This is a genomic window from Mycobacterium sp. (assembly GCF_052145595.1).
Taxonomy (GTDB): domain Bacteria; phylum Actinomycetota; class Actinomycetes; order Mycobacteriales; family Mycobacteriaceae; genus Mycobacterium.
In genome coordinates this window covers 1-19,946 of record NZ_JBKQOI010000165.1, presented here as the reverse complement: position 1 = coordinate 19,946, position 19,946 = coordinate 1, and the positions used below count along the sequence as shown (strand labels likewise).

The 19,946-nt window shown below is 65.4% G+C and carries 19 protein-coding genes; 9 read left to right on the top strand and 10 right to left on the bottom strand.

The genetic code is table 11. The annotated features are described in order from the left end of the window. The first annotated feature begins 56 nt into the window (after window positions 1-56). The 5 genes from ACLP4W_RS14895 to ACLP4W_RS14875 all read left to right on the top strand — a co-directional run bounded on the left by ACLP4W_RS14895 (window position 57) and on the right by ACLP4W_RS14875 (window position 4,300). Entirely contained in the window at window positions 57-785 is a 729-nt protein-coding gene (locus tag ACLP4W_RS14895; protein ID WP_442387126.1) for a lytic transglycosylase domain-containing protein, read from the top strand. A gap of 88 nt (window positions 786-873) precedes the next feature. Continuing rightward, window positions 874-2,163: a phosphopyruvate hydratase gene (gene eno, locus ACLP4W_RS14890; protein WP_442387124.1), complete on the top strand. Its 1,290-nt coding sequence runs from the start codon at window positions 874-876 to the stop codon at window positions 2,161-2,163. Window position 2,164: 1 nt separating this feature from the next. Then, on the top strand, window positions 2,165-2,869 hold the full coding sequence (locus ACLP4W_RS14885; protein WP_442387122.1) for an FtsB family cell division protein: 705 nt from the start codon (window positions 2,165-2,167) through the stop codon (window positions 2,867-2,869). Further along, window positions 2,862-3,350 carry a DUF501 domain-containing protein gene (locus ACLP4W_RS14880; protein WP_442387120.1) on the top strand — a complete coding sequence of 163 codons (489 nt, stop codon included), beginning with the start codon at window positions 2,862-2,864 and terminating at the stop codon, window positions 3,348-3,350. Before ACLP4W_RS14885 ends, ACLP4W_RS14880 begins: the two co-directional genes overlap by 8 nt. Beyond that, the gene (locus tag ACLP4W_RS14875) at window positions 3,344-4,300 is read left to right on the top strand and encodes a Ppx/GppA phosphatase family protein (RefSeq protein ID WP_442387118.1); all 957 of its coding nucleotides are present in this window, start codon (window positions 3,344-3,346) and stop codon (window positions 4,298-4,300) included. The genes ACLP4W_RS14880 and ACLP4W_RS14875 overlap by 7 nt, the downstream gene beginning before the upstream one ends. 91 nt (window positions 4,301-4,391) lie before the next feature. Here the strand turns inward: ACLP4W_RS14875 and ACLP4W_RS14870 are convergent, their stop codons facing one another. The 6 genes from ACLP4W_RS14870 to kdpF are packed head-to-tail and all read right to left on the bottom strand — an operon-like array spanning window position 4,392 to window position 12,488. Further along, entirely contained in the window at window positions 4,392-5,072 is a 681-nt protein-coding gene (locus ACLP4W_RS14870) for a response regulator (protein ID WP_442387117.1), read from the bottom strand. Continuing rightward, window positions 5,069-7,645 (bottom strand): ATP-binding protein, encoded by a 2,577-nt coding sequence (locus tag ACLP4W_RS14865; protein WP_442387115.1) that lies wholly within the window; start codon window positions 7,643-7,645, stop codon window positions 5,069-5,071. Before ACLP4W_RS14865 ends, ACLP4W_RS14870 begins: the two co-directional genes overlap by 4 nt. An 11-nt stretch (window positions 7,646-7,656) precedes the next feature. After that, window positions 7,657-8,580 (bottom strand): potassium-transporting ATPase subunit C, encoded by a 924-nt coding sequence (locus tag ACLP4W_RS14860; protein WP_442387114.1) that lies wholly within the window; start codon window positions 8,578-8,580, stop codon window positions 7,657-7,659. 1 nt (window position 8,581) lies between these two features. Beyond that, window positions 8,582-10,729, bottom strand: coding sequence for a potassium-transporting ATPase subunit KdpB (kdpB, locus tag ACLP4W_RS14855; RefSeq protein ID WP_442387111.1), 2,148 nt, complete (start codon window positions 10,727-10,729; stop codon window positions 8,582-8,584). After that, a complete protein-coding gene (gene kdpA, locus ACLP4W_RS14850; RefSeq protein ID WP_442387110.1) occupies window positions 10,729-12,399 on the bottom strand; it encodes a potassium-transporting ATPase subunit KdpA in 1,671 nt (556 codons plus the stop codon). Before kdpA ends, kdpB begins: the two co-directional genes overlap by 1 nt. Beyond that, a complete protein-coding gene (gene kdpF / locus ACLP4W_RS14845) occupies window positions 12,399-12,488 on the bottom strand; it encodes a K(+)-transporting ATPase subunit F (RefSeq protein ID WP_442387108.1) in 90 nt (29 codons plus the stop codon). Before kdpF ends, kdpA begins: the two co-directional genes overlap by 1 nt. 415 nt (window positions 12,489-12,903) lie before the next feature. Here kdpF and ACLP4W_RS14840 point away from each other — a divergent pair, with 415 nt between their 5' ends. The 3 genes from ACLP4W_RS14840 (at window position 12,904) to ACLP4W_RS14830 (ending at window position 14,913) form a co-directional block, all read left to right on the top strand. Continuing rightward, window positions 12,904-13,470 carry a DUF6611 family protein gene (locus tag ACLP4W_RS14840; RefSeq protein ID WP_442387106.1) on the top strand — a complete coding sequence of 189 codons (567 nt, stop codon included), beginning with the start codon at window positions 12,904-12,906 and terminating at the stop codon, window positions 13,468-13,470. 513 nt (window positions 13,471-13,983) lie between these two features. After that, window positions 13,984-14,805 (top strand): SDR family NAD(P)-dependent oxidoreductase, encoded by an 822-nt coding sequence (locus tag ACLP4W_RS14835; RefSeq protein ID WP_442387104.1) that lies wholly within the window; start codon window positions 13,984-13,986, stop codon window positions 14,803-14,805. Between the two features lie 15 nt (window positions 14,806-14,820). Further along, a complete protein-coding gene (locus ACLP4W_RS14830; RefSeq protein WP_442387102.1) occupies window positions 14,821-14,913 on the top strand; it encodes a 50S ribosomal protein bL37 in 93 nt (30 codons plus the stop codon). Window positions 14,914-14,950: 37 nt separating this feature from the next. Here ACLP4W_RS14830 and ACLP4W_RS14825 read toward each other — a convergent pair whose 3' ends face one another. After that, the gene (locus ACLP4W_RS14825) at window positions 14,951-16,483 is read right to left on the bottom strand and encodes a sensor histidine kinase (protein WP_442387100.1); all 1,533 of its coding nucleotides are present in this window, start codon (window positions 16,481-16,483) and stop codon (window positions 14,951-14,953) included. After that, window positions 16,480-17,253, bottom strand: a complete 774-nt coding sequence (locus tag ACLP4W_RS14820) for a response regulator transcription factor (RefSeq protein WP_442387098.1) — start codon at window positions 17,251-17,253, stop codon at window positions 16,480-16,482. Before ACLP4W_RS14820 ends, ACLP4W_RS14825 begins: the two co-directional genes overlap by 4 nt. A gap of 728 nt (window positions 17,254-17,981) precedes the next feature. Between ACLP4W_RS14820 and ACLP4W_RS14815 the strand changes: the two genes are divergently transcribed. Further along, window positions 17,982-19,328 carry a PPE family protein gene (locus tag ACLP4W_RS14815; protein WP_442387096.1) on the top strand — a complete coding sequence of 449 codons (1,347 nt, stop codon included), beginning with the start codon at window positions 17,982-17,984 and terminating at the stop codon, window positions 19,326-19,328. Between the two features lie 61 nt (window positions 19,329-19,389). On the opposite strand, the gene ACLP4W_RS14810 is transcribed toward ACLP4W_RS14815, so the two are convergent. Next, window positions 19,390-19,674: a WXG100 family type VII secretion target gene (locus tag ACLP4W_RS14810; RefSeq protein ID WP_442387094.1), complete on the bottom strand. Its 285-nt coding sequence runs from the start codon at window positions 19,672-19,674 to the stop codon at window positions 19,390-19,392. 50 nt (window positions 19,675-19,724) lie between these two features. Further along, window positions 19,725-19,946: WXG100 family type VII secretion target (locus tag ACLP4W_RS14805; protein WP_442387092.1), on the bottom strand; the 222-nt coding region annotated here is incomplete at its 5' end.

Here is a 19,946-nt window from a genome sequence, read left to right as displayed (position 1 = left end):
CCGTGGGACGATGATGATGACCGAAGTTTTGGTGTGAGGGAGTTTAGGAGAACGTGGTGTCGCCGAGGCGCTGGTTGCGTGCGGCCGCTGTGATCGGCGCGACCGCGATGCTTCTGGCGTCCAGCTGCACCTGGCAGCTCAGCCTGTTCATCCCCGAAGGCGTCCCGCCGCCGGCCGGCGACCCGGTGCCGCCGGTGGACACTCACGCCAGCGGTCGGCCCGCCGATCAGTTGCGTGAATGGGCCGAGCGACGGTCGACGGGATTGGAAATCCCGGTCATCGCGCTGGAGGCTTACGCGTACGCCGCCCGGGTCGCCGAGGTCGAGAACCCGAAGTGCCACATCGCGTGGACCACGCTGGCGGGCATCGGGCAGGTCGAGAGCCACCACGGCACCTATCGCGGCGCGACGCTGGCGCCGAACGGAGATGTGAGTCCCCCTATCAGGGGTGTTCGGCTGGACGGTAGTGGGGGCACCCTGCGCATCGTCGACACCGAGGACGGTGCGGAGCGCAACGCCGGGGTGGTGCGCGCGATGGGGCCCATGCAGTTCATCCCGGAGACGTGGCGGTTGTACGGGGTTGACGCTCACAACGACGGCGTCGTCAGCCCGGACAATATCGACGATGCGGCGCTTTCGGCGGCGGGTTATTTGTGTTGGCGCGGAAAAGATCTGGCGACGCCGCGAGGGTGGATCACCGCGCTGCGGGCCTACAACAACTCCGGTGTTTACGCGCGGGCGGTCCGGGACTGGGCGACCGCCTATGCGGCGGGTCATCCTCTGTAGCAGGATGTATCGCTGACCCAGGCTTTACGCTTAAGGCGGCCCGGGGCCGGCGCCCGCTACTAGGCAAGTTTAGGCAAGGAGAACACTAGTGCCGATTATCGAGCAGGTCGGGGCCCGCGAGATCCTCGATTCCCGCGGTAACCCGACGGTCGAGGTCGAGATAGCTCTGATGGACGGGACGTTTGCCCGCGCGGCGGTGCCGTCCGGCGCGTCGACCGGGGAGCATGAGGCCGTCGAGTTGCGTGACGGCGGTGAGCGTTACGGCGGCAAGGGCGTGCAAAAGGCAGTGCAATCCGTGCTCGATGAGATTGGTCCGGTCGTAATCGGACTGAGCGCCGACGATCAGCGGTTGGTGGACCAGGCGCTGGTAGACCTCGACGGCACGCCCGACAAGTCCCGCCTGGGTGGGAACGCGATCCTGGGTGTCTCGCTGGCCGTCGCCAAAGCGGCCGCCGATTCCGCAGAGCTGCCGCTGTTCCGTTACATCGGCGGCCCGAATGCGCACATCCTGCCGGTGCCGATGATGAACATCCTCAACGGCGGTGCGCACGCCGACACCGCCGTGGACATTCAGGAGTTCATGGTGGCGCCGATCGGTGCGCCCAGCTTCGCCGAGGCGCTGCGCTGGGGCGCCGAGGTGTACCACGCGCTCAAATCGGTGCTGAAAAAGCAGGGGCTGAGCACCGGACTGGGTGACGAGGGCGGCTTCGCCCCCGATGTGGCCGGCACCACCGCGGCCCTGGACCTGATCAGCTCGGCCATCGAAACGGCGGGTTTCAAACCCGGCGTCGACGTTGCGTTGGCCATCGACGCGGCGGCAAACGAGTTCTACGCCGACGGCACCGGCTACACCTTCGAGGGCAGCACCCGCACCGCCGAGCAGATGACGGAGTTCTATACCGGGCTGCTGGGCTCCTACCCGCTGGTGTCGCTTGAAGACCCGCTTTACGAGAACGATTGGGACGGATGGGCGGCCCTGACGGCCGCGATCGGTGACCGGGTCCAAATCGTCGGCGACGACATCTTCGTCACCAACCCCGAGCGGCTCGAGGAGGGCATCGAAAAAGGTGTGGCAAACGCGTTGCTGGTGAAGGTAAACCAAATCGGCACGCTGACCGAGACGCTCGACGCCGTCGCACTGGCCCACCACAGCGGGTACCGCACCATGATCAGCCACCGCAGCGGGGAGACGGAAGACACCACGATCGCCGATCTGGCGGTGGCCGTCGGCAGCGGGCAGATCAAGACCGGCGCGCCCGCCCGCAGCGAGCGCGTGGCCAAATACAATCAGCTGTTGCGGATCGAGGAGGCGCTCGGCGACGCCGCACGCTACGCCGGCGATCTGGCGTTCCCCCGATACGCGCCGGAGGCTAAGTAGTTTGGCCGCCAAGCCCGATCCGAAGCGGCGCTCCCCGGCATCGCGTCCGGGGAAGGCCGGCGATTCGGTTCGGCGCCGTCGCTCCACCGGGACTTCTAAGCCCCCCAAGCCCTCGCAAACCGCGACCCACGTGGGCCGCGACGCGACGCGCACGCTGCACGAACGTGTCGTCGAACCCATCAAGCGGCAGGTTGCCGAATCCGTCGAGCAGCGGTCCGACCAGCGGCTGGGTTTCACCGCGCGGCGGGCGGCGGTGCTGGCCGCGATGATCTGTGTGCTGACGCTGACCATCGCGGGCCCGGTGCGCACGTATTTCGCGCAGCGCACGGAGATGGATCAGTTGGCCGCAAGCCAAGCCGCGTTGCGCGGTCAGATCGCCGACCTCGAGCAGAAGAAGGGCAAGCTCGCCGACCCGGCCTACATTGCGGCGCAGGCCCGCGAGCGCCTCGGTTTCGTGATGCCCGGAGACATCCCGTTCCAAGTTCAACTTCCGCCGACGGCGGCGGTGTCCCCGCAGCCAGGAAGCGAGACGGCGAAACCAGCCAACAACGACCCGTGGTACACGGCGCTGTGGCACACCATCGCCGACGCGCCGCACCTGCCACCGGCCAATGTGCCTCCGGCAGACGCACCACCGCCGGCGGAACCCGGGGCGCCCGGTCCCGCGCCGCCGGCCGAACCGAATCCCACGGTTCCCGGTGGTTGATCGTGCGGACCTGGAAGCGGTGGCGCGTCAGCTCGGGCGTGAGCCCCGGGGCGTCCTGGAGATCGCCTACCGGTGCCCCGACGGTGAACCCGGCGTGGTGAAGACCGCGCCCAAACTTGCTGACGGCACACCATTTCCGACGTTGTACTACCTAACGCATCCGGTGCTGGCCGCAGCAGCGAGCAGGCTGGAGACGACCGGGTTGATGCGCGAGATGTCCGAGCGGTTGCGGCAGGACTCCGAACTGGCAGCGGCGTATCGGCGCGCCCACGAATCGTATCTGGCCGAACGCGACGCGATCGAGCCGTTAGGGACCACGTCCTCCGCCGGGGGGATGCCGGAGCGGGTCAAGTGCCTGCACGTGCTGATCGCGCACTCGCTGGCCAAGGGGCCCGGCTGCAACCCGCTCGGCGACGAGGCGCTGGCCATCCTGGCCGCCGAGCCGGCAATGGCCGGGGTTTTGGTGGCCGGGCGGTGGTGAGCAGGCTCGCCGCTATCGACTGCGGCACCAACTCGATTCGGTTGCTGATCGCCGACGCAAGCGGTGGGCAGCTGCGCGACGTGCATCGCGAGACGCGGATCGTGCGGCTGGGTCAGGGCGTGGATGCGACGGGTCAGTTCGCACCGGACGCGATCGACCGAACCCGTGCTGCGCTGGCCGACTACGCTTCGCTGCTGGGAGCGCATGGTGTCCAGCGGGTGCGGATGGTGGCCACCTCGGCGGCTCGCGATGTCGCCAATCGCGATGTCTTCTTTGCGATGACGGCCGACGTGTTGGGTGCCGTAATCCCCGGCGCGGTTGCCGAGGTGATCACCGGCGCCGAAGAGGCTGAGTTGTCCTTCCGCGGAGCTGTCGGCGAATTAGACGACGCCGGAGCACCTTTCGTCGTCGCCGACCTGGGCGGCGGCTCCACCGAGATCGTGCTCGGTGGTGGGCCGGCGGGGGACGGGGTAGTGGCGAGCTACTCGGCCGACATCGGCTGTGTCCGGCTGACCGAACGCTGTCTGCACTCGGACCCACCGACACCAGGGGAAGTGCTGGCCGCCCGCCAGGTGGTGCGCGAGCGGCTCGACGTCGCACTGGGCGTGGTGCCCGTCGAAGGGGCGCGGACCTGGGTGGGACTGGCCGGAACGATGACCACGCTGTCCGCGCTGGCGCACAATCTGACGACGTATGACCCTACGGTCATTCATCTTTCGCGTGTCTCAGGCAGCGATCTGCTGGCGGTGTGCGAGCGCCTGATCGGCATGACGCGATCCCAGCGTGCCGGGTTGCCGCCGATGCATGAGGGCCGGGCCGACGTGATCGGCGGCGGCGCGATCGTGGTGGAGGAACTGGCGCGTGAGTTGCGCACCCGCGCCGGCATCGATGAGCTGACCGTCAGCGAACACGACATCCTGGACGGCATCGTGCTGTCGATCGCCGGGTAGCTGCGAACGTCGACTCGTTGTGCTGACAGTGCTCGAATCCGCCGAACAACTCGACGTTCGGCGCACAGTGATGCACAGTGATGCACAATGTTCACGCCTCGAACCGATACCCCATACCCGATTCGGTCAGCAGATGCTTGGGATGTGACGGGTCGTCTTCGAGTTTGCGTCGCAGCTGCGCCAGATATACACGCAGGTAATGAGTTTCGGTGGCATACGCCGGGCCCCAGACCTCTTTGAGGAGTTCCTCGCGGCCGACCAGCTTACCCCGGTTGCGGACCAGCACCTCGAGCATGCCCCATTCGGTCGGGGTCAGATGCACCTCAACACCGTCCCTGGTGACCTTCTTGGCGGCCAGATCGACGGTGAATGCCTCGGTTTCGATAACCGGCTCATCCATTTCGGACGCCGCGGCATTGCGGCGGACCGCGGCGCGCAGTCGGGCCAGGAACTCGTCCATCCCAAAGGGTTTGGTGACGTAGTCGTCCGCGCCGGCGTCGAGGGCCTCGACCTTGTCCGACGAATCGGTGCGCGCTGACAACACGATTACCGGGGACATCAGCCAGCCGCGCAGACCGGCCAGCACCTCGATACCGGATATGTCGGGCAGACCGAGGTCGAGGATGACGACGTCAGGTTTGTGCTCGGCGGCGGCGCGCAGCGCTCCGGCGCCGGTTGACGCGGTGATGACCTCGTAGCCTCGCACGGACAGATTGATTCGCAGGGCGCGCAGGATGTGTGGCTCGTCGTCGATCACCAGCACCCGGGTCATCGTGCACCGATCCGCTGCGGCGCAGCAAGATCCACCATGACGGTGAGTCCGCCGCCCGGAGTGTCGCCGGCCTGGATTGTGCCGCCCATCGCTTCGACGAAGCCGCGCGCCACCGACATTCCGAGACCCACCCCGGTGGTGTTGTCGTGATCACCCATCCGCTGGAAGGATTCGAAGATCTGATCCTCGGCCCCTTTCGGGATTCCGGGACCTTCGTCGACGACATTGATCAGGACGCGATCCCCCACCCGCCCCGCGTTGACCCGGACCACGCAGTTGGGCGCGTAGCGCAGCGCGTTGTCGATCAGGTTGGCAAAGACTCGCTCGAGCAGCCCGGCGTCGGCCATCAGCACGGCGTCACCGACGTCGACCTTGACGCGGTCGATGGCGGATCGGTAGAAGCCGGTGGCGCCCTTGCCGATGCTGACCAGCGCGCGTTGCACCGTCTCCTCCAGATACACCCGGCGCAGATCCGGCCGTACCACGCCGGCGGCCAGACGCGAGGAGTCCAGCAGGTTTCCGACCAGCGCAGTCAGCTGGTCGATCGACTCCTCGATGGTGGCCAGCAACTCGGCGGTGTCCTCCGGGGAGAAGGCGACGTCTTCGGCGCGCAAGCTGGACACCGCGACCTTGGCCGCCGCCAGCGGCGTGCGCAGGTCGTGGCTGACCGCTGAAAGCAGCGAGCGCCGCAGCTCGTCGGCTCGCATGATTGCCGCGGCCCGGCTGGCTTCGTCGGCCAGCTCACCCTGTCTGATCAAACCCACGGCCTGCCTGGCCACAGCGCTGAGCACCCGGCGGTCACGCGCGGCGAGCTTCCTGCCGGCCAGCAGCATCCAGAACTCGTCGTCACCGACCTCGATCGCGGTATCGGCGGAATCAACGGTCACGCAGGGATCTTTGCCCACGCAGGCGACTACGTAGCTCTTTTTCCCGCTGGCGCGATCTTCCTCGCTGGGTTCCCGCAGCATGCTGACCGCGCGCTGTGAGTAGGTTTCTCGTACGCGTTCCAGAAGCGTCTCGAGATCCGCGCCGCGCAGCACCGACCCGGCGAACAGCGTCAGCAGTTCGGCCTCCTGGGACGCGCGGCGGGCCTCCCGGGTGCGTTTGGTCGCGCCGTCGACAAGAACCGCGACCGCGACCGCAATCATCAGCAGAACCAGCTCGGTGACGGCGGCATTGGGTTCGGCGATGGTAAAGCTGTGCCGCGGGGCTATCAGGTAGTAGTTCAGCAGCAGCCCGGACAGCACCGCCGAAAGTATCGCGGGCGCAACGCCTCCCAGCAGGCCCACCAGCAGCACCCCGACGAAGAACAAAGCGCTCTCGCCGCCGGTCTCCAGATACGGGTCCAGCCAGGTGAGCGTAACCGCGCAGATGACCGACGGCACGATGAAGGCCGCCAGCCACGAGGTGACCCGCCGCTCGCGGGGCGAGAGCGACGCTGCCCGAAAGCCGCGTTTGGATTCTTCATGGGTGACCAGATGCACATCGATCTTTCCGGACCGCTCGACGATCGTGGGGGCGATACCCTCCTCGAACATGCGCGCCCACCGGGACCGGCGCGACGTACCGATCACCAGCTGAGTGGCGTTCATCTCACGGGCGAAATCAAGCAGGGCCGTGGGCACATCGTCACCGACCACGGTGTGCACGGAAGCTTCGAGGCTGCTCGCGAGCTCACGGATCTTGCTCATCCTGCGCTCGGACACGCCGGCCAGCCCGTCACCGCGGATGACATTCACCACCATCAGCTCGGCGCTGGACTTCGATGCGATCCGGGATGCCCGTCGTACCAGCGTCTCCGATTCCGGACCACCGGTGACTGCCACCACGACCCGCTCGCGCGCCTCCCAGATATCGGTGATCTTGTTTTCCGCGCGGTACTTGGCCAGCGCGGTATCCACCTGGTCGGCCAACCACAGCAGCGCCAATTCCCTTAGCGCGGTGAGATTGCCACGGCGGAAATAATTCGACAGCGCCGCGTCGATTTTTGTCGAAGCATAGACGTTTCCGTGGGATAGCCTGCGGCGCAGCGCCTCCGGTGTGATGTCGATGAGCTCGACCTGCGAAGCCTGGCGCACGATCGAATCCGGTATCGTTTCTTGCTGTTCGATACCGGTGATCTGGGCGACGACGTCGTTGAGGCTCTCCAGATGCTGGACGTTGACGGTGGAAATCACCGTAATCCCGGCGTCGAGCAGCTCCTCGACATCCTGCCATCGCTTGGGGTTTTTGCTGCCCGGTGTGTTGGTGTGGGCGAGTTCGTCGACTAGAACGACCTGCGGGTGGCGCGCCAGTACGGCCGGCACGTCGAGTTCGGGGAAGCTGCCGCCGCGATATTCGATGTAGCGGGGCGGGATCATCTCGATTCCCTCAAGCAATTCCGCGGTTCTGGTTCGTCCATGGGTCTCGATCACGGCCGCCACCACATCGGTGCCGCGTTCCAAGCGCCGGTGTGCTTCTCCAAGCATCGCGTACGTTTTGCCGACACCCGGAGCCGCGCCGAGGTAGATGCGTAGCTCCCCGCGCTTGGGATGGTGGTCCCCGAGGCTGACGTCACTCACGTCAACCATCATCCCCCCTGGTGCTAGCTCGCGACTGGATACCGGTGGTCGAGTTGCAGGTTGAGTTGCAGCACATTGACCGTCGGCTGACCGAAAACCCCAAGAGCGCGGCCGCTTCGGTTCTGCGCCACGACATCACGTATCTGATCCGGGCTGACGTGCCGGGCCTTGGCCACCCTGGCGATCTGGATGTCGGCGTAGGCCACGGAGATGTGTGGGTCGAGGCCGCTGCCGCTGGCGGTGACCGCGTCGGCGGGCACGGCGGGGTTAGCGGGTGCCGCGCCGCGGATGGGGACGATCTGGCCGATCGTGTAGTCCTCGCCGTACTTCGCGCACTCCACCCGCACGCCCTGGTAGATGGTCTGGAACGGCGTCTGAGTGGTCTGGCACGGCTCGTTTACGCTGACCACCCGGGTGGGGTGAATGACGTTTCCGCCGGCGTCCCGGGAACCGATCACCGAGAGCACCGCACCCACACCGCCGCCTGTGCAGAACGGGCGCGACCCGTCCACACCCTCCAGTTGACCCACGGCGGAGCTGCGCGAGCACACCGTCGTCAGCAGGCTCGGCTTGAAGCCCGCGTCCGACGCGGACTTGCCGGCCGCCAGTAGCGACGGATCGGCGGGCGTGTCGACGACGCTTTCCGGCCCGAGGTTGCTCGCGCCCGACGACGTTGGGTCGTAGCCGTTGCCGGCCGCCGAGGGGCGGCTCTGGAAGTACTTCGGCAGCGCGTTGCCGTCCTTGTCGGTGAACAGCTGACCGATCAACCGGCTGCCGACCGGCTTGCCGTCGACGGTCAGAATCGACCCCTCGGCCTTGTCGTGCAATCCCGGAATCTGCGCGACCAGCCAGATGAACAGCGGATACGCGAGACCGGTGATCACGGTCAGCACCAGCAGCGCGCGGAAAGCCGCCCAGTGCATGCGGACGAAATTGGAGAACTTCATGTCAGGACATCCCGGGGACGAATTGGACGATCAGGTCGATTGCCTTGATTCCGACGAACGGGGCGACGATGCCGCCGAGCCCGTAGACATAGAGGTTGCGGCTCAACAGTTTTGAGGCGCTGCTCGGCGTGTAGCGGACGCCGCGCAGCGAGAGCGGGATCAGCATGACGATGATGATCGCATTGAAGATCACCGCCGACAGGATCGCCGACTGCGGGCTGTGCAGCCGCATGATGTTGATCATGTCCAGCCCGGGGAACAGTGCGACGAACATTGCCGGGATGATCGCGAAGTACTTCGCGATGTCGTTGGCGATCGAGAAGGTGGTCAGCGCTCCGCGGGTGATCAGCAGCTGCTTGCCGATCTCGACGATCTCGATGAGCTTGGTGGGGTCGGAGTCGAGGTCGACCATGTTGCCGGCCTCTTTGGCGGCCGACGTGCCGGTGTTCATCGCCACGCCCACGTCGGCCTGAGCCAGGGCCGGCGCGTCATTGGTGCCGTCGCCGGTCATCGCGACCAGTTTGCCGCCTTCTTGCTCCCGCCTGATCAGCGCGAGCTTGTCCTCGGGCGTGGCCTCCGCGAGGAAGTCGTCGACACCGGCCTCGTCGGCAATCGCCCGCGCGGTCAACGGGTTGTCGCCGGTGATCATCACCGTCCGGATTCCCATCTTTCGCATCTCGTCGAAGCGCTCGCGCATGCCCCGCTTGACGACGTCCTTGAGGTGGATGACCCCCAGCACGGCCGCCTTGCCATCGATGCTCTCCCCGACGACCAGCGGGGTGCCACCGCTGGCGGAGATGCCGTCGACGATCTCGCCGAGCTGGGCGGGAACGTTGCCGCCTTGTCCGCGTACCCAGTCCGCGACCGAGCTGGCAGCTCCCTTTCGTAGCATGTGCCCGTCGAGGTCGACACCCGACATCCGTGTGGTCGCGGAAAACTCCACCCAGTGCGCCTGCGCGAGTTCGCCCGGTGTGCGCGCGCGCAGCCCGAAGTGTTGTTTGGCGAACACGACGACCGAGCGTCCTTCCGGTGTTTCGTCGGCGAGGCTGGACAACTGCGTCGCGTCGGCCAGCTGCTCTGGGGAGACCCCGTCGACCGGGATGAAGGCGGCGGCCTGCCGGTTACCCAGGGTGATGGTGCCCGTCTTGTCGAGCAGCAGCGTGTTCACGTCGCCGGCGGCTTCCACCGCGCGCCCGGACATCGCGAGCACGTTGCGCTGCACCAGCCGGTCCATGCCGGCGATGCCGATGGCCGACAGGAGCGCGCCGATCGTCGTCGGGATCAGGCACACCAGCAGCGACACCATCACGATCCCGGTGACGCCACTTGCGTTGAGCGCCTGGGTATCCGGGACGCCGGGGTTGTTGACCTTGGAGTAGATCGCCAGCGGCTGCAGGGTCGCGACGGCGAACACGAAGATGATCGTCAACGCGGCCAACAAGATGTTCAGCGCGATCTCATTGGGGGTTTTCTGCCGGTTGGCACCCTCGACGAGCGCGATCATCCGGTCGATGAAGCTTTCCCCGGGCTTTTGGGTGATCTGCACGACGATGCGGTCGCTCAGCACGGTCGTGCCGCCGGTGACCGCCGACCGGTCACCGCCGGACTCGCGGATCACCGGCGCCGATTCGCCGGTGATCGCGGATTCGTCCACCGAGGCGATGCCCTCCACCACATCGCCGTCACCCGGTATTACCTGCCCGGCCTCGACCACGACGATGTCTCCCTGCTGCAGCAGCGGAGCCGCGACTTCTTCCTCCACGACGGGGGCACCGGCTTTCCAGTCCTTGAGCCGCCGGGCCATGGTGCTGGTTTTGGCTCGGCGCAGCGTTTCGGCCTGGGCCTTGCCGCGGCCTTCGGCCACCGCCTCCGCGAGGTTGGCAAACAGCACGGTCAGCCACAGCCAGACCACGATCAACCACGCGAACCATGTTTCGTTAGCGATCGCCAGCCAGGTGCTCCAGGCGGCACCGATTTCGACGATGAACATCACCGGGTTGCGCCACAGGGTGCGCGGGTCGAGTTTGCGCAGCGCATCCGGCGTCGATTTCCACAGCATCTTCGGGTCGAGCAGGCCGCCCTGAACCCGATTCTTGGTTGTGGGGGTCGCGGGCTGCGCCTGCTCAGCCGAATCGATGGTCGCGGTCATCAGTGGATTCCTTCAGCGAGGGGCCCGAGCGCGAGCATGGGCAGGAAAGTAAGGGAAACGAGGATCACCGTGACGCCGGCGACCATTCCGACGAACTGTGGCCGATGGGTCGGCAGCGTGCCCACCGATTCCGGTGTGTGGCCCTGCTTGGCCAGCGAGCCGGCCAGGGCGAGCACGAGCACGATCGGCAGGAATCGGCCGAACACCATGGCCAGCCCCAGGGCCGTGTTGTACCAGTCGGTGTTGACGCTGATTCCGGCGAACGCCGATCCGTTGTTGTTGGTCGCGGAGGTGAACGCGTACAAGACCTCCGATAGCCCGTGCGGACCGGTGTTCAGCATGCCCGCGCGTTCGCCCGGCAGCGCCATCGCGATCGCAGTGCCGATCAGCACGACCACCGGCATGACCAGGAAATAGCTTGCGGCGAGCTTGATTTCGCGAGGGTTGATCTTCTTGCCGAGGTATTCCGGGGTCCGCCCGACCATCAGCCCGGCAACGAAGACCGTGATCACCGCCAAGACCAGCAAGCCGTACAGGCCAGAGCCGGTGCCGCCGGGGGCGACCTCCCCGAGCTGCATGTTGAACAGCGCGATCATCCCGCCGAGGCTGGTGTAGGAGTCGTGGAACGAGTCGACGGCACCGGTAGAGGTGAGCGTTGTCGAGTCGGCGAACACCGCCGAGTTGGCGATGCCGAACCGCTGTTCGACTCCCTCCATCGCCGCGCCGACCGAGGTCGGCACCGTGCCGTGGTGCTGCAACTGGAGCCACAGCATGAACGACACGCTGATCGCGTACAGCGTCGCCATGATGGATGCGATCGCGTAGCCCTGCTTGGTGCTTCCCACCATGCGGCCGAAGGTGCGCGGCAGGGAGAAGCTGATCACCAGCAGCAGGAAGATCTCCAGCCAGTTCGTCCACGTCGTCGGGTTCTCAAACGGGTGCGCGGAGTTCGCGTTGTAGAACCCGCCGCCGTTGGTGCCGAGCTCCTTGATGACTTCCTGGCTGGCCACCGGCCCGCCAGTGATCGTCTGCTGGGCGCCGCCAAGGGTGGTGACAACCTGGTCGTGCAGATGGAAGTTTTGGATCGCGCCTCCCGCGATGAGCACGATCGCGCCGATGACGGCGATCGGCAGCAGGATGCGCAGCGTGCCGCGCACCAGGTCGACCCAGAAGTTACCCAGATCGCCGGTGCGGGTCCGGGCAAAACCGCGCACCACCGCGATCGCCACCGCGATGCCGACGGCGGCCGAAGCGAAGTTCTGCACCGCCAGCCCGGCCATCTGCACCAGATGGCCGTCGGTGGACTCACCGGAGTAGGCCTGCCAGTTGGTATTGGTGACGAAGCTGACCGCGGTGTTCCATGCCAGCCCGGGGGTCATTTGGGTGGCCGGATCGTGCAGATGCAACGGCAGCTTGCCCTGTACGAGCTGCAACACGAACAGGAAGAGGACGCTGATCGACGAGAACGCCAAAACGCTTCGGGCGTAGGCGGCCCAGGTCTGCTCCGAGCGCGCATCGACACCGATCAGCCGATAGATCACCCGCTCGACATACAGGTCCTTCTCCGACGTGTACACCCGGTACATGTAATCGCCCAAGGGCACATGCACCGCCACCAGTGCCACGACGACGACGAGGAGGAAGATGATCCCCGCTGTTGTTGTGCTCACTAGAACCTCTCCGGGAACAGCAGGGCGCCGAAAAGGTACAGCGCAAGAAGAACGGAAAGCACCAAGCCGACAACGTTTTCGTAGCTCATAGCCGCTCGACCAACTTCTGCGCTATGCCGAGAATGGCGAACACCGCCAGTGTCAGCACGATGAATATCACGACGCCCATCTTGTCTCCGTTCCCAAGCCGGTCACGCGCACACGAAAAAACCTCAACGAGTCAGCCACAGCGCAGTCCTCGGAGGCAAGGCCAGCTTGAACGTAAGCGGGCCCGGTCGGATAGAGCCATTGGTTGATACTTTCCTAACGGCGTCGCAGGGCACCTTTACGTTTCCTTTACGCCCATTTGTTCGAACATTCCCATGGTTCGACGGGGCCTGCCGCGCGCGTGATCGCCGGGTTCGCCGCCGGGTCGATAAGGTTGCGTAAAGGTTGGCGCGTCAAGCGTATGAATGCCGTTTGGATCGATAGTCGGCGTCGCGAATTCGGCGTATATCCGAATCCATGCGGAGGACCCGGCACCGAGACGTCGAAGCAAGTCCCCGACCGGCCCTGGAGTTCCCGGCAAAACCGGGGTGGTGGTCGCGGCTGCTCGACGGCGCGCATCCGTGGGGATCGTTTGATGCGCGGGTCAGCCGATACGGCGTCCGGCGCTATCGGTTGACCATCTACCCGCCCGCAGCCAGTACCGCCGATCGGCAGTTCGCGCGCCTGTGGCGGGGATGGCCGATAACTGGCGCCGTGCTCGCACTGCTCGCGGTCCTACTGCTCGGCAACGTGGCGTCCCCACCCGATACGGTGCTGGGATTCGCTGTGGCCGCCTATGTGGGTATCGGCACGCTGCTGTTTTTGCGGGCCGGCCCGGCTCGCGTGCAAGTCAGGTCCATGTCGATCGCCCTGATGCCTAAAGGCGCCGACGCTCGCCAGCGACGCAGGCACACCGAATGGCGAGTCTTGGTCCACATGCTGACCCGGGCCGACGCTATGTTGGCGACTCGAGCGATCTCATTGGTCGAGCATGAGGCCATCTGGTGGGAAGCCTATGACCGTCTCGAGGTGACCCATGTCTGATGCGGTGTCGCAGATTCCTGAGGCCGTCGCCGCGGCAGCGACCTTGCTGACTATCTATTACCTGGGGCGGCGGGGACAAGGGCGTTCCCACTCCGAATCTTGTTCTGCCCGGCGACAATCGCACAGCGCGCGGGTCGAGCGAAGCTGACACAGGGGATTCCACACAATGCGTTCGGGAGACGCGGCGTCAAAAAAACATCAAGAAAACCGTTTGCGCGTCAAGAAGTCGTTAAGCAGCGTTGCTTTTACGCGTCGCGGCCTGCTGCGATGAACCCATGTCCCACGCCACCGTTGTCGCGCTCGCGGTGCCTTCGGTGCTGGAGTGTTACGGTGTGGGCTGGGACGACGAACCGCCGTCGCGTAGGTGAATCAGCTTCTGAGCCAGGCTTTTTAGCGTTCGACGCTTCACACCCTTTCTAGATTCGTTTCATTCCCATTCAATTTCGATCGCATTTGCTGTCGCGTTGTATCGCGCGGTGTCTGCAGTCGTGCTTTCAGTTAGCGAAAGTCATTATGTCCGAGCTCGTTTCCAACACTCCTACAGTTCTCATCACCGGCGCCACCGACGGCATCGGTTACGCAAGTGCGCGCAGGTTTGTCGATGAAGGTGCGACCGTGTATCTGCACGCTCCGGACCTGGACAGTGGCGAGAAGGCGATGACGCGGTTGGTGAAAGACGGCGCGGAACCGCTGCGCCTGCATCTAGTCGTCGCCGACTTCGCCCATATCGAAGAGGTCGCCTGCCTAGCCGACACGCTCGCCGCGACCCTGCCGGCGCTGGATGTGCTGGTCAACAACGCCGCGGTCGCTGCACCGCAGGGACGCACCTACACGCAAGACGGCCAGGAGCTGACCTTCCAGGTCAATTACCTGGCGCCCTACCTTCTGACCACGAAGCTGGTGCCCCGGCTTGCCAGCGCCGGTGGACGAGTCGTCAACCTATCTTCGGTGACCCACTCTGGGGGAAACATCAAGTGGGCCAAACTCGCCGGCGAGCAGTATTGGCCGCTGGCGGCTTACGCACAGTCCAAGCTCGCTCTGACGATGTACACCAGGTCGCTGGCTGAGGCCAGCGGCGATTCGTTCACCGCGCTCAGCGTTCATCCCGGCGTGTTCCGGACCCGACTGCTGCCCATGTACGGCCGCGTCGGCCGACCGGCTGAAGAGGCCGCGCCGATCCTGACCACGCTGGCGGCACCCACATATCCCGTGGTCGACGGTGGCTACTACGACGGTCTGCGCCTCGCAAAGGCCGCAGCGCTCGTCGAGAACCCGCGCGCCCGCAGCCGGCTGGCCAAACTCAGCGCTGAACTCGTCGCGTCGGCGCTGACTTAGAAAGGACGCGACGCGATGTCCAAACGAGCCGACAAGAAGCGCGCCCGTCGGAAGAAAAAGGCCAACCACGGAAAGCGGCCGGCCTCCGGAAAGCGCGAACGCCAATAACGACGCTCGCAGTCACCGCCGTTTTCGGCATCGGTGCCTAGTCGGTATCCGCGAGCGGATCTTCGATCATCGGAAGCCGCACCCGAAAGACCGTTCTGCCATCGGCGGATTCGGCGGTAACCGAGCCGTGATGGGCCTTGACGATCGAACTCACGATGGCCAGGCCAAGCCCGATGCCTGACCCGTTGGACCTGGACGTGTCCGCGCGGGCGAAGCGCTCGAACAACCGGGGGAGAAGATCCGCGTCGATGCCGGGCCCGTCGTCAGCGACGGTCAGGTCCGCATACGGCGCTTCGGGGCCGCTGCGGTGGCAGGTGATTCCCGTCGTCACCGTGACGCCGGGCGGCGTATGGACGCTGGCGTTGCTGAGCAGGTTGCTGACCAGCTGGTGCAGCCGGGCGTGATCCCCGCGGACCCACACCGGCTCGTCGGGCAGGTCTTTGACCCAATGGTGTGTCGGCGCGGCGACCGCCGCGTCGTTCACCGCATTGATGACCAGTTCGGCCAAGTCGACGTCTTGGGTTTGCAGATCTTCACCCTCGCCGAGGCGGGAGAGCAGCAGCAGTTCGTCGACAAGCAGGGCCATGCGCCGTGCTTCGGACTCGATGCGTGCCAGCGCGTACTCGGTAGTCGGCGGAAGTGCCGAACTGTCCTGGCGGGTCAGTTCGGCATATCCCTGAATCGCCGCCAGCGGGGTTCGCAACTCATGGCTGGCGTCGGTGATGAATTGCCGCATCCGCAGGTCAGAGTCGGCACGATGCGCCAGCGCGCCGTCCACGTTGTCCAGCAATCGATTCAGCGTGTGTCCGACGATTCCGACTTCATTGTCCGGGTCGGTGTCCTGCGGCCGCACCCTGACGCTGATCCGTTGGTCGCCATCGGTGAGCGGCATCGCGGCGACTTCGGCGGCGGTCGCGGCGAGACGTCGCAGCGGGCGAAGGGTGTAGCCCACCACCGAAACGGTAAGCCCCGCGGTAACCGCCAGAGCTGCCGCGACCAGGGCCATGTTGGTGAAGTTTTTGCGGGCGATGATCTGGTTGGCGCGGGCTACTGATACCCCGACGACCAGGAGGTCGGGTCCGTCGACGCGGCTGTCGACGCGATAGGAACCCAGGCTGGCGAGTTTCACGGTCCTTGGCGGGGCGTCATCGGGCCACGGCTGCGCTTCGATGGCGCGGACCACGTCGGCCGGCGCAGGTCGCGCTTCGGGTTCGGAAAAGACCGCCGATCCGATTACGACGCCTTCCCGCAGCACGGCGATGACGTTTCCCGGCGTTTGATCTGTGAACTCGAGCATCGCCTGTGCGATGGGCGGAGGGCTGCGGTGCGCCGAAGTGTGTTGGCCGTTGCGGTATTTGGTGTACGAGTTACTCAGTGCGTCAAGGGATTCGGCGACGTCGGCGTCGCTCATCGCAGTACCATAGCCGCGCAGGCTCAGCACGGAGGCGATCCCGACCGTCGCGAGCACGACGCTGACGACTGCTAATACGCCCAATAGCAACTGGCGGCGCAACGAATGCGGAAGCCACCGTGGAAGGTCTCCGGATGCCCTATTCCGCTCGCGGGTCATTCCGGCGGCCGCAGCATGTACCCAATACCGCGGACGGTGTGGATCATCGGCTCCCGGCCGGAGTCGATCTTCTTTCTCAAGTACGAGATGTACAAATCGACGATGCTGGTGCGCCCGGCGAAGTCGTAGTTCCAGACCCGGTCGAGGATCTCGGTGCGGCTCAGCGCGCGCCGGGGATTGCGCATCAGGAAGCGAAGTAATTCGAACTCGGTTGAGGAAAGCGATATCGGCGTGCCGTCGCGGGTGACCTCGCGACTGGCGGTATCGACTTGCAGGTCGCCGACCTTAAGGGATTCGGCTGCCGGTGGGGTCTGCTGGGTGGAACGGCGCAACAGCCCGCGCAGTCGGGCGACCAGCTCCTCGAGGCTGAACGGCTTGGTCATGTAGTCGTCGGCGCCCGCGGTCAGGCCGGTCACCCGGTCCATGACCGAATCGCGTGCGGTCAGGAACAGCGTGGGCGTGTACGAATCGGATTCGCGGATCCGCTGCAGAATTCGCAGTCCGTCCACGTCGGGAAGCATGATGTCGAGGACCAGCACGTCGGGGCTGACACTGTCGAACTTCGCCATGGCCTCGCGCCCGTTGTGGGCGATGTCGACGACCCAGCCTTCGTAATGCAGCGCCATCTTCACCAGGTTGGTTAGTGCGGGCTCATCGTCGACCAGCAAAACCCGAATTGGTGATCCATCGGCACGATAGATCCGCGGCAACTGCCCGAGAATGGCCTGGCGTGGCCGCTGGCTGCTCGCATATCCCGACATTGCGGTCATGTTCCTACATTCTCGCAAGCGCACATGCAATTGTCACGAACTTCATAGAGACCTCAAATATAACCATGTTCGGTGGATCACACCACGGGCCGTTCAAATATGTGTTTTATATGTGTTGCATCAGCCAACTTGAGATTGAGCTCCGATCCCAAAAATACTGGTATGCATGGCCGTTGGTTTGATGGAGCTCTGAGAGAGCTCAGCCGTTCCGAGGGATAGCTGTTCAAATCATCGGCATACGAATGGATTTCATTGATTACGAGACGCTGCAGTTCAGCAGATGCCGTCGGGGCTCAACACGTACGCACGACGGCTGAGGACGACGGCGTCCTGACTTTCGTTAACTCGAAGTTACGTGATGTTACGAATGTCGGTAGATGTAAATGTTTTTCGTAGCGCCGGTAGTGAGCGCACCGTCGGAGACGCCATGGGCGGCGGCTAGCAACTCCAAGAGCTGCGGCGCTGTGCGCCCTGCGGCGGGCGCTGCAAACGTAGCCAGTTCGGCCCTCGCCGAGGAGGTAAAGCCGACGGTCGCCGATGGTGATGCCTGTGAATTCGACTACCCACTTCGCGGGGCCCGCCGAGCCTCGGTCTGTGGTGCGATCCGGAGCCTCCCCGGGCTTACCGCCGGTACTCGGCCGACCCAGTGCCCTTCGGCATGCCGAGCGCAGCGTCGCGAGTCGTTTGTAACCCGGCCAGCAAATTCAACTAAGAGATAGGAAAAGGCGATGGACTTTGGGGCATTGCCACCAGAAATCAACTCCGGCCGGATGTACTTGGGGCCGGGGCCCTCAACGCTGCTGGCCGCCTCCGCGGGATGGGATGCGCTGGCTGCCGAACTGAACGCCGCCGCCGACGGCTACCGGTCGGTGATCGTGAGCCTCACCGACGAGTCGTGGTTGGGTCCCACTTCGATGTCCATGGCGGCGGCGGTCACGCCATACATGTCGTGGATGACGGCCACCGCTGCCCAATGTGAGCAGGCGGCCGGTCAGGCCACCGCGGCCGCGGCCGCCTTCGAAACCGCGTACGCGATGACCGTTCCGCCCCCGCTGATCGTGGCCAACCGGGTCCAGCTGATGACGCTGATCGCGACCAACCTGCTGGGCCAGAACACGCCGGCGATCATGGCCACCGAGGCGGAATACAGCGAGATGTGGGCCCAGGATGCGACGGCGATGTACAACTACGCTGCCAATTCGGCCAGCGCGTCGGCGTTCAGCACCTTCACGTCACCGCCACAAACGACCAATCCGGGCGGGCTTGCCGGCCAGGCCGGCGCAGTCGCGCAGACGGCGGGCACCAAGGTCCAGTCGACGTCGACGCAGCTGATGTCCTCGGTGAGCCAAGCCCTCCAGCAACTGGCAACCCCCGGATCATCGACCAGCGCGGGTCTGTCGCAGGCGGCGATGGGCACTGGGGCGTCACTCGGATCGTCGGGAGCCTCTGCGCCGCTTGGTGCCCTGTCGAGTCTGACCAGCGCGTCGACCAAAACCGCTACCAGTAGCACCAGCACGGGGGCGGGAGCGCTATCCGGACTGACCTCAAGCCTGGTATCTGCGTTGGGCGGGAATGTGAACAGCCTGACCGACGTGTTCGGCGTGGGCTCCGATGTGGCCGGCCTCGGCGCCGACGGTGGAGGGTTGGGTGGCGACGGCGGTGGGCTTGGTATGGACGTGTACGGCCTGTCGCTGGATTTCCAGGGCGCGGGTTCGATCATCGGCGCCGAGGGAGGCGCAGCGGTCCCGGGCGCGGGGGACTTGGGTGGTCTGGGAAGCCTGGGGCCCGTGGGGGGTCTGGGCGAGGGCGCATCGGCGGGGGTAGGCCACGCGGCCTCACTCGGCACCCTGTCGGTGCCGCCGAGTTGGGCCGAAGCGGTCTCGTCCGTTACACCGCTGCCCACGCTCGACGCCAATGTCATGCCGGGCGGGTGGGGTGCCGCGCCGTCGCCGACGACTGCCACGGGCATTTCCAAGCTGCCACTGGGCGGGATGGTCGGGCGCGAGTCCGACGGTGCGGTTCAGCGGATCGGGTTCCGCACCTCGCTGATTCCGCGATCGCCCGTGGCCGGGTAGCGCCACAAAGAACCGGGGCCGCACACCGATCGGTGTGCAGCCCCGGCCTGAACGTGCGGTGTCAGGCCCAGCTGGAGCCGACGGCGCTGTCGGTGCTCGCCATGTTGCTGCCGGCGGTCTGCACCTTTTGCCCGTGGGAGTTGGCCTGCTCGTAGATCACCTGGAAGTTACGACCCAACTGGGTGATGAACTCCTGGCAGGCCACCGAACCGGCGCCGCCCCAGAAGTCACCAGCAGCCAGCACATCGCGCACGATGGCCTGGTGCTCGGCCTCCAACGATGCGGCCTGGGCGCGAATCGTGGCGCCGTGGGAGTCCACATCGCCGAACTGGTAGTTAATGCTCATGTTCACGTCCTCCTGAGTTAAAAGTATTGGACAGCAGCAGTTTTCGGCTGCTAGCTGGACAGGATCTGCTGCGAGGCCTGCTCTTGCTGCTCGTAGTTGTTCGCGTCGCGGACCAGACCGTCACGCACCCCGTGCAGCATGTTCACGATGTTGCGGAACGCCTGGTTGACCTGACCCATGGTGTCGTACGAGGTCGCCTGGGCCTGACCGCTCCAGCCCGCACCGGCGATGTTCATCGACGACGCCCACATCTTGCGGGCCTCGTCCTCAAC

Coding starts and splice junctions, on each gene's coding strand:
- kdpB (WP_442387111.1), bottom strand. CDS start 10,729: ATGACCGCGACCATCGATTCGGCTGAGCAGGCGCAGCCCGCGACCCCC.
- ACLP4W_RS14865 (WP_442387115.1), bottom strand. CDS start 7,645: ATGATGGTTGACGTGAGTGACGTCAGCCTCGGGGACCACCATCCCAAG.
- ACLP4W_RS14840 (WP_442387106.1), top strand. CDS start 12,904: ATGCGGAGGACCCGGCACCGAGACGTCGAAGCAAGTCCCCGACCGGCC.
- ACLP4W_RS14820 (WP_442387098.1), bottom strand. CDS start 17,253: ATGACCGCAATGTCGGGATATGCGAGCAGCCAGCGGCCACGCCAGGCC.
- ACLP4W_RS14860 (WP_442387114.1), bottom strand. CDS start 8,580: ATGAAGTTCTCCAATTTCGTCCGCATGCACTGGGCGGCTTTCCGCGCG.
- ACLP4W_RS14825 (WP_442387100.1), bottom strand. CDS start 16,483: ATGACCCGCGAGCGGAATAGGGCATCCGGAGACCTTCCACGGTGGCTT.
- ACLP4W_RS14870 (WP_442387117.1), bottom strand. CDS start 5,072: ATGACCCGGGTGCTGGTGATCGACGACGAGCCACACATCCTGCGCGCC.
- ACLP4W_RS14830 (WP_442387102.1), top strand. CDS start 14,821: ATGTCCAAACGAGCCGACAAGAAGCGCGCCCGTCGGAAGAAAAAGGCC.
- kdpF (WP_442387108.1), bottom strand. CDS start 12,488: ATGAGCTACGAAAACGTTGTCGGCTTGGTGCTTTCCGTTCTTCTTGCG.
- ACLP4W_RS14815 (WP_442387096.1), top strand. CDS start 17,982: ATGGACTTTGGGGCATTGCCACCAGAAATCAACTCCGGCCGGATGTAC.
- ACLP4W_RS14835 (WP_442387104.1), top strand. CDS start 13,984: ATGTCCGAGCTCGTTTCCAACACTCCTACAGTTCTCATCACCGGCGCC.
- ACLP4W_RS14810 (WP_442387094.1), bottom strand. CDS start 19,674: ATGAGCATTAACTACCAGTTCGGCGATGTGGACTCCCACGGCGCCACG.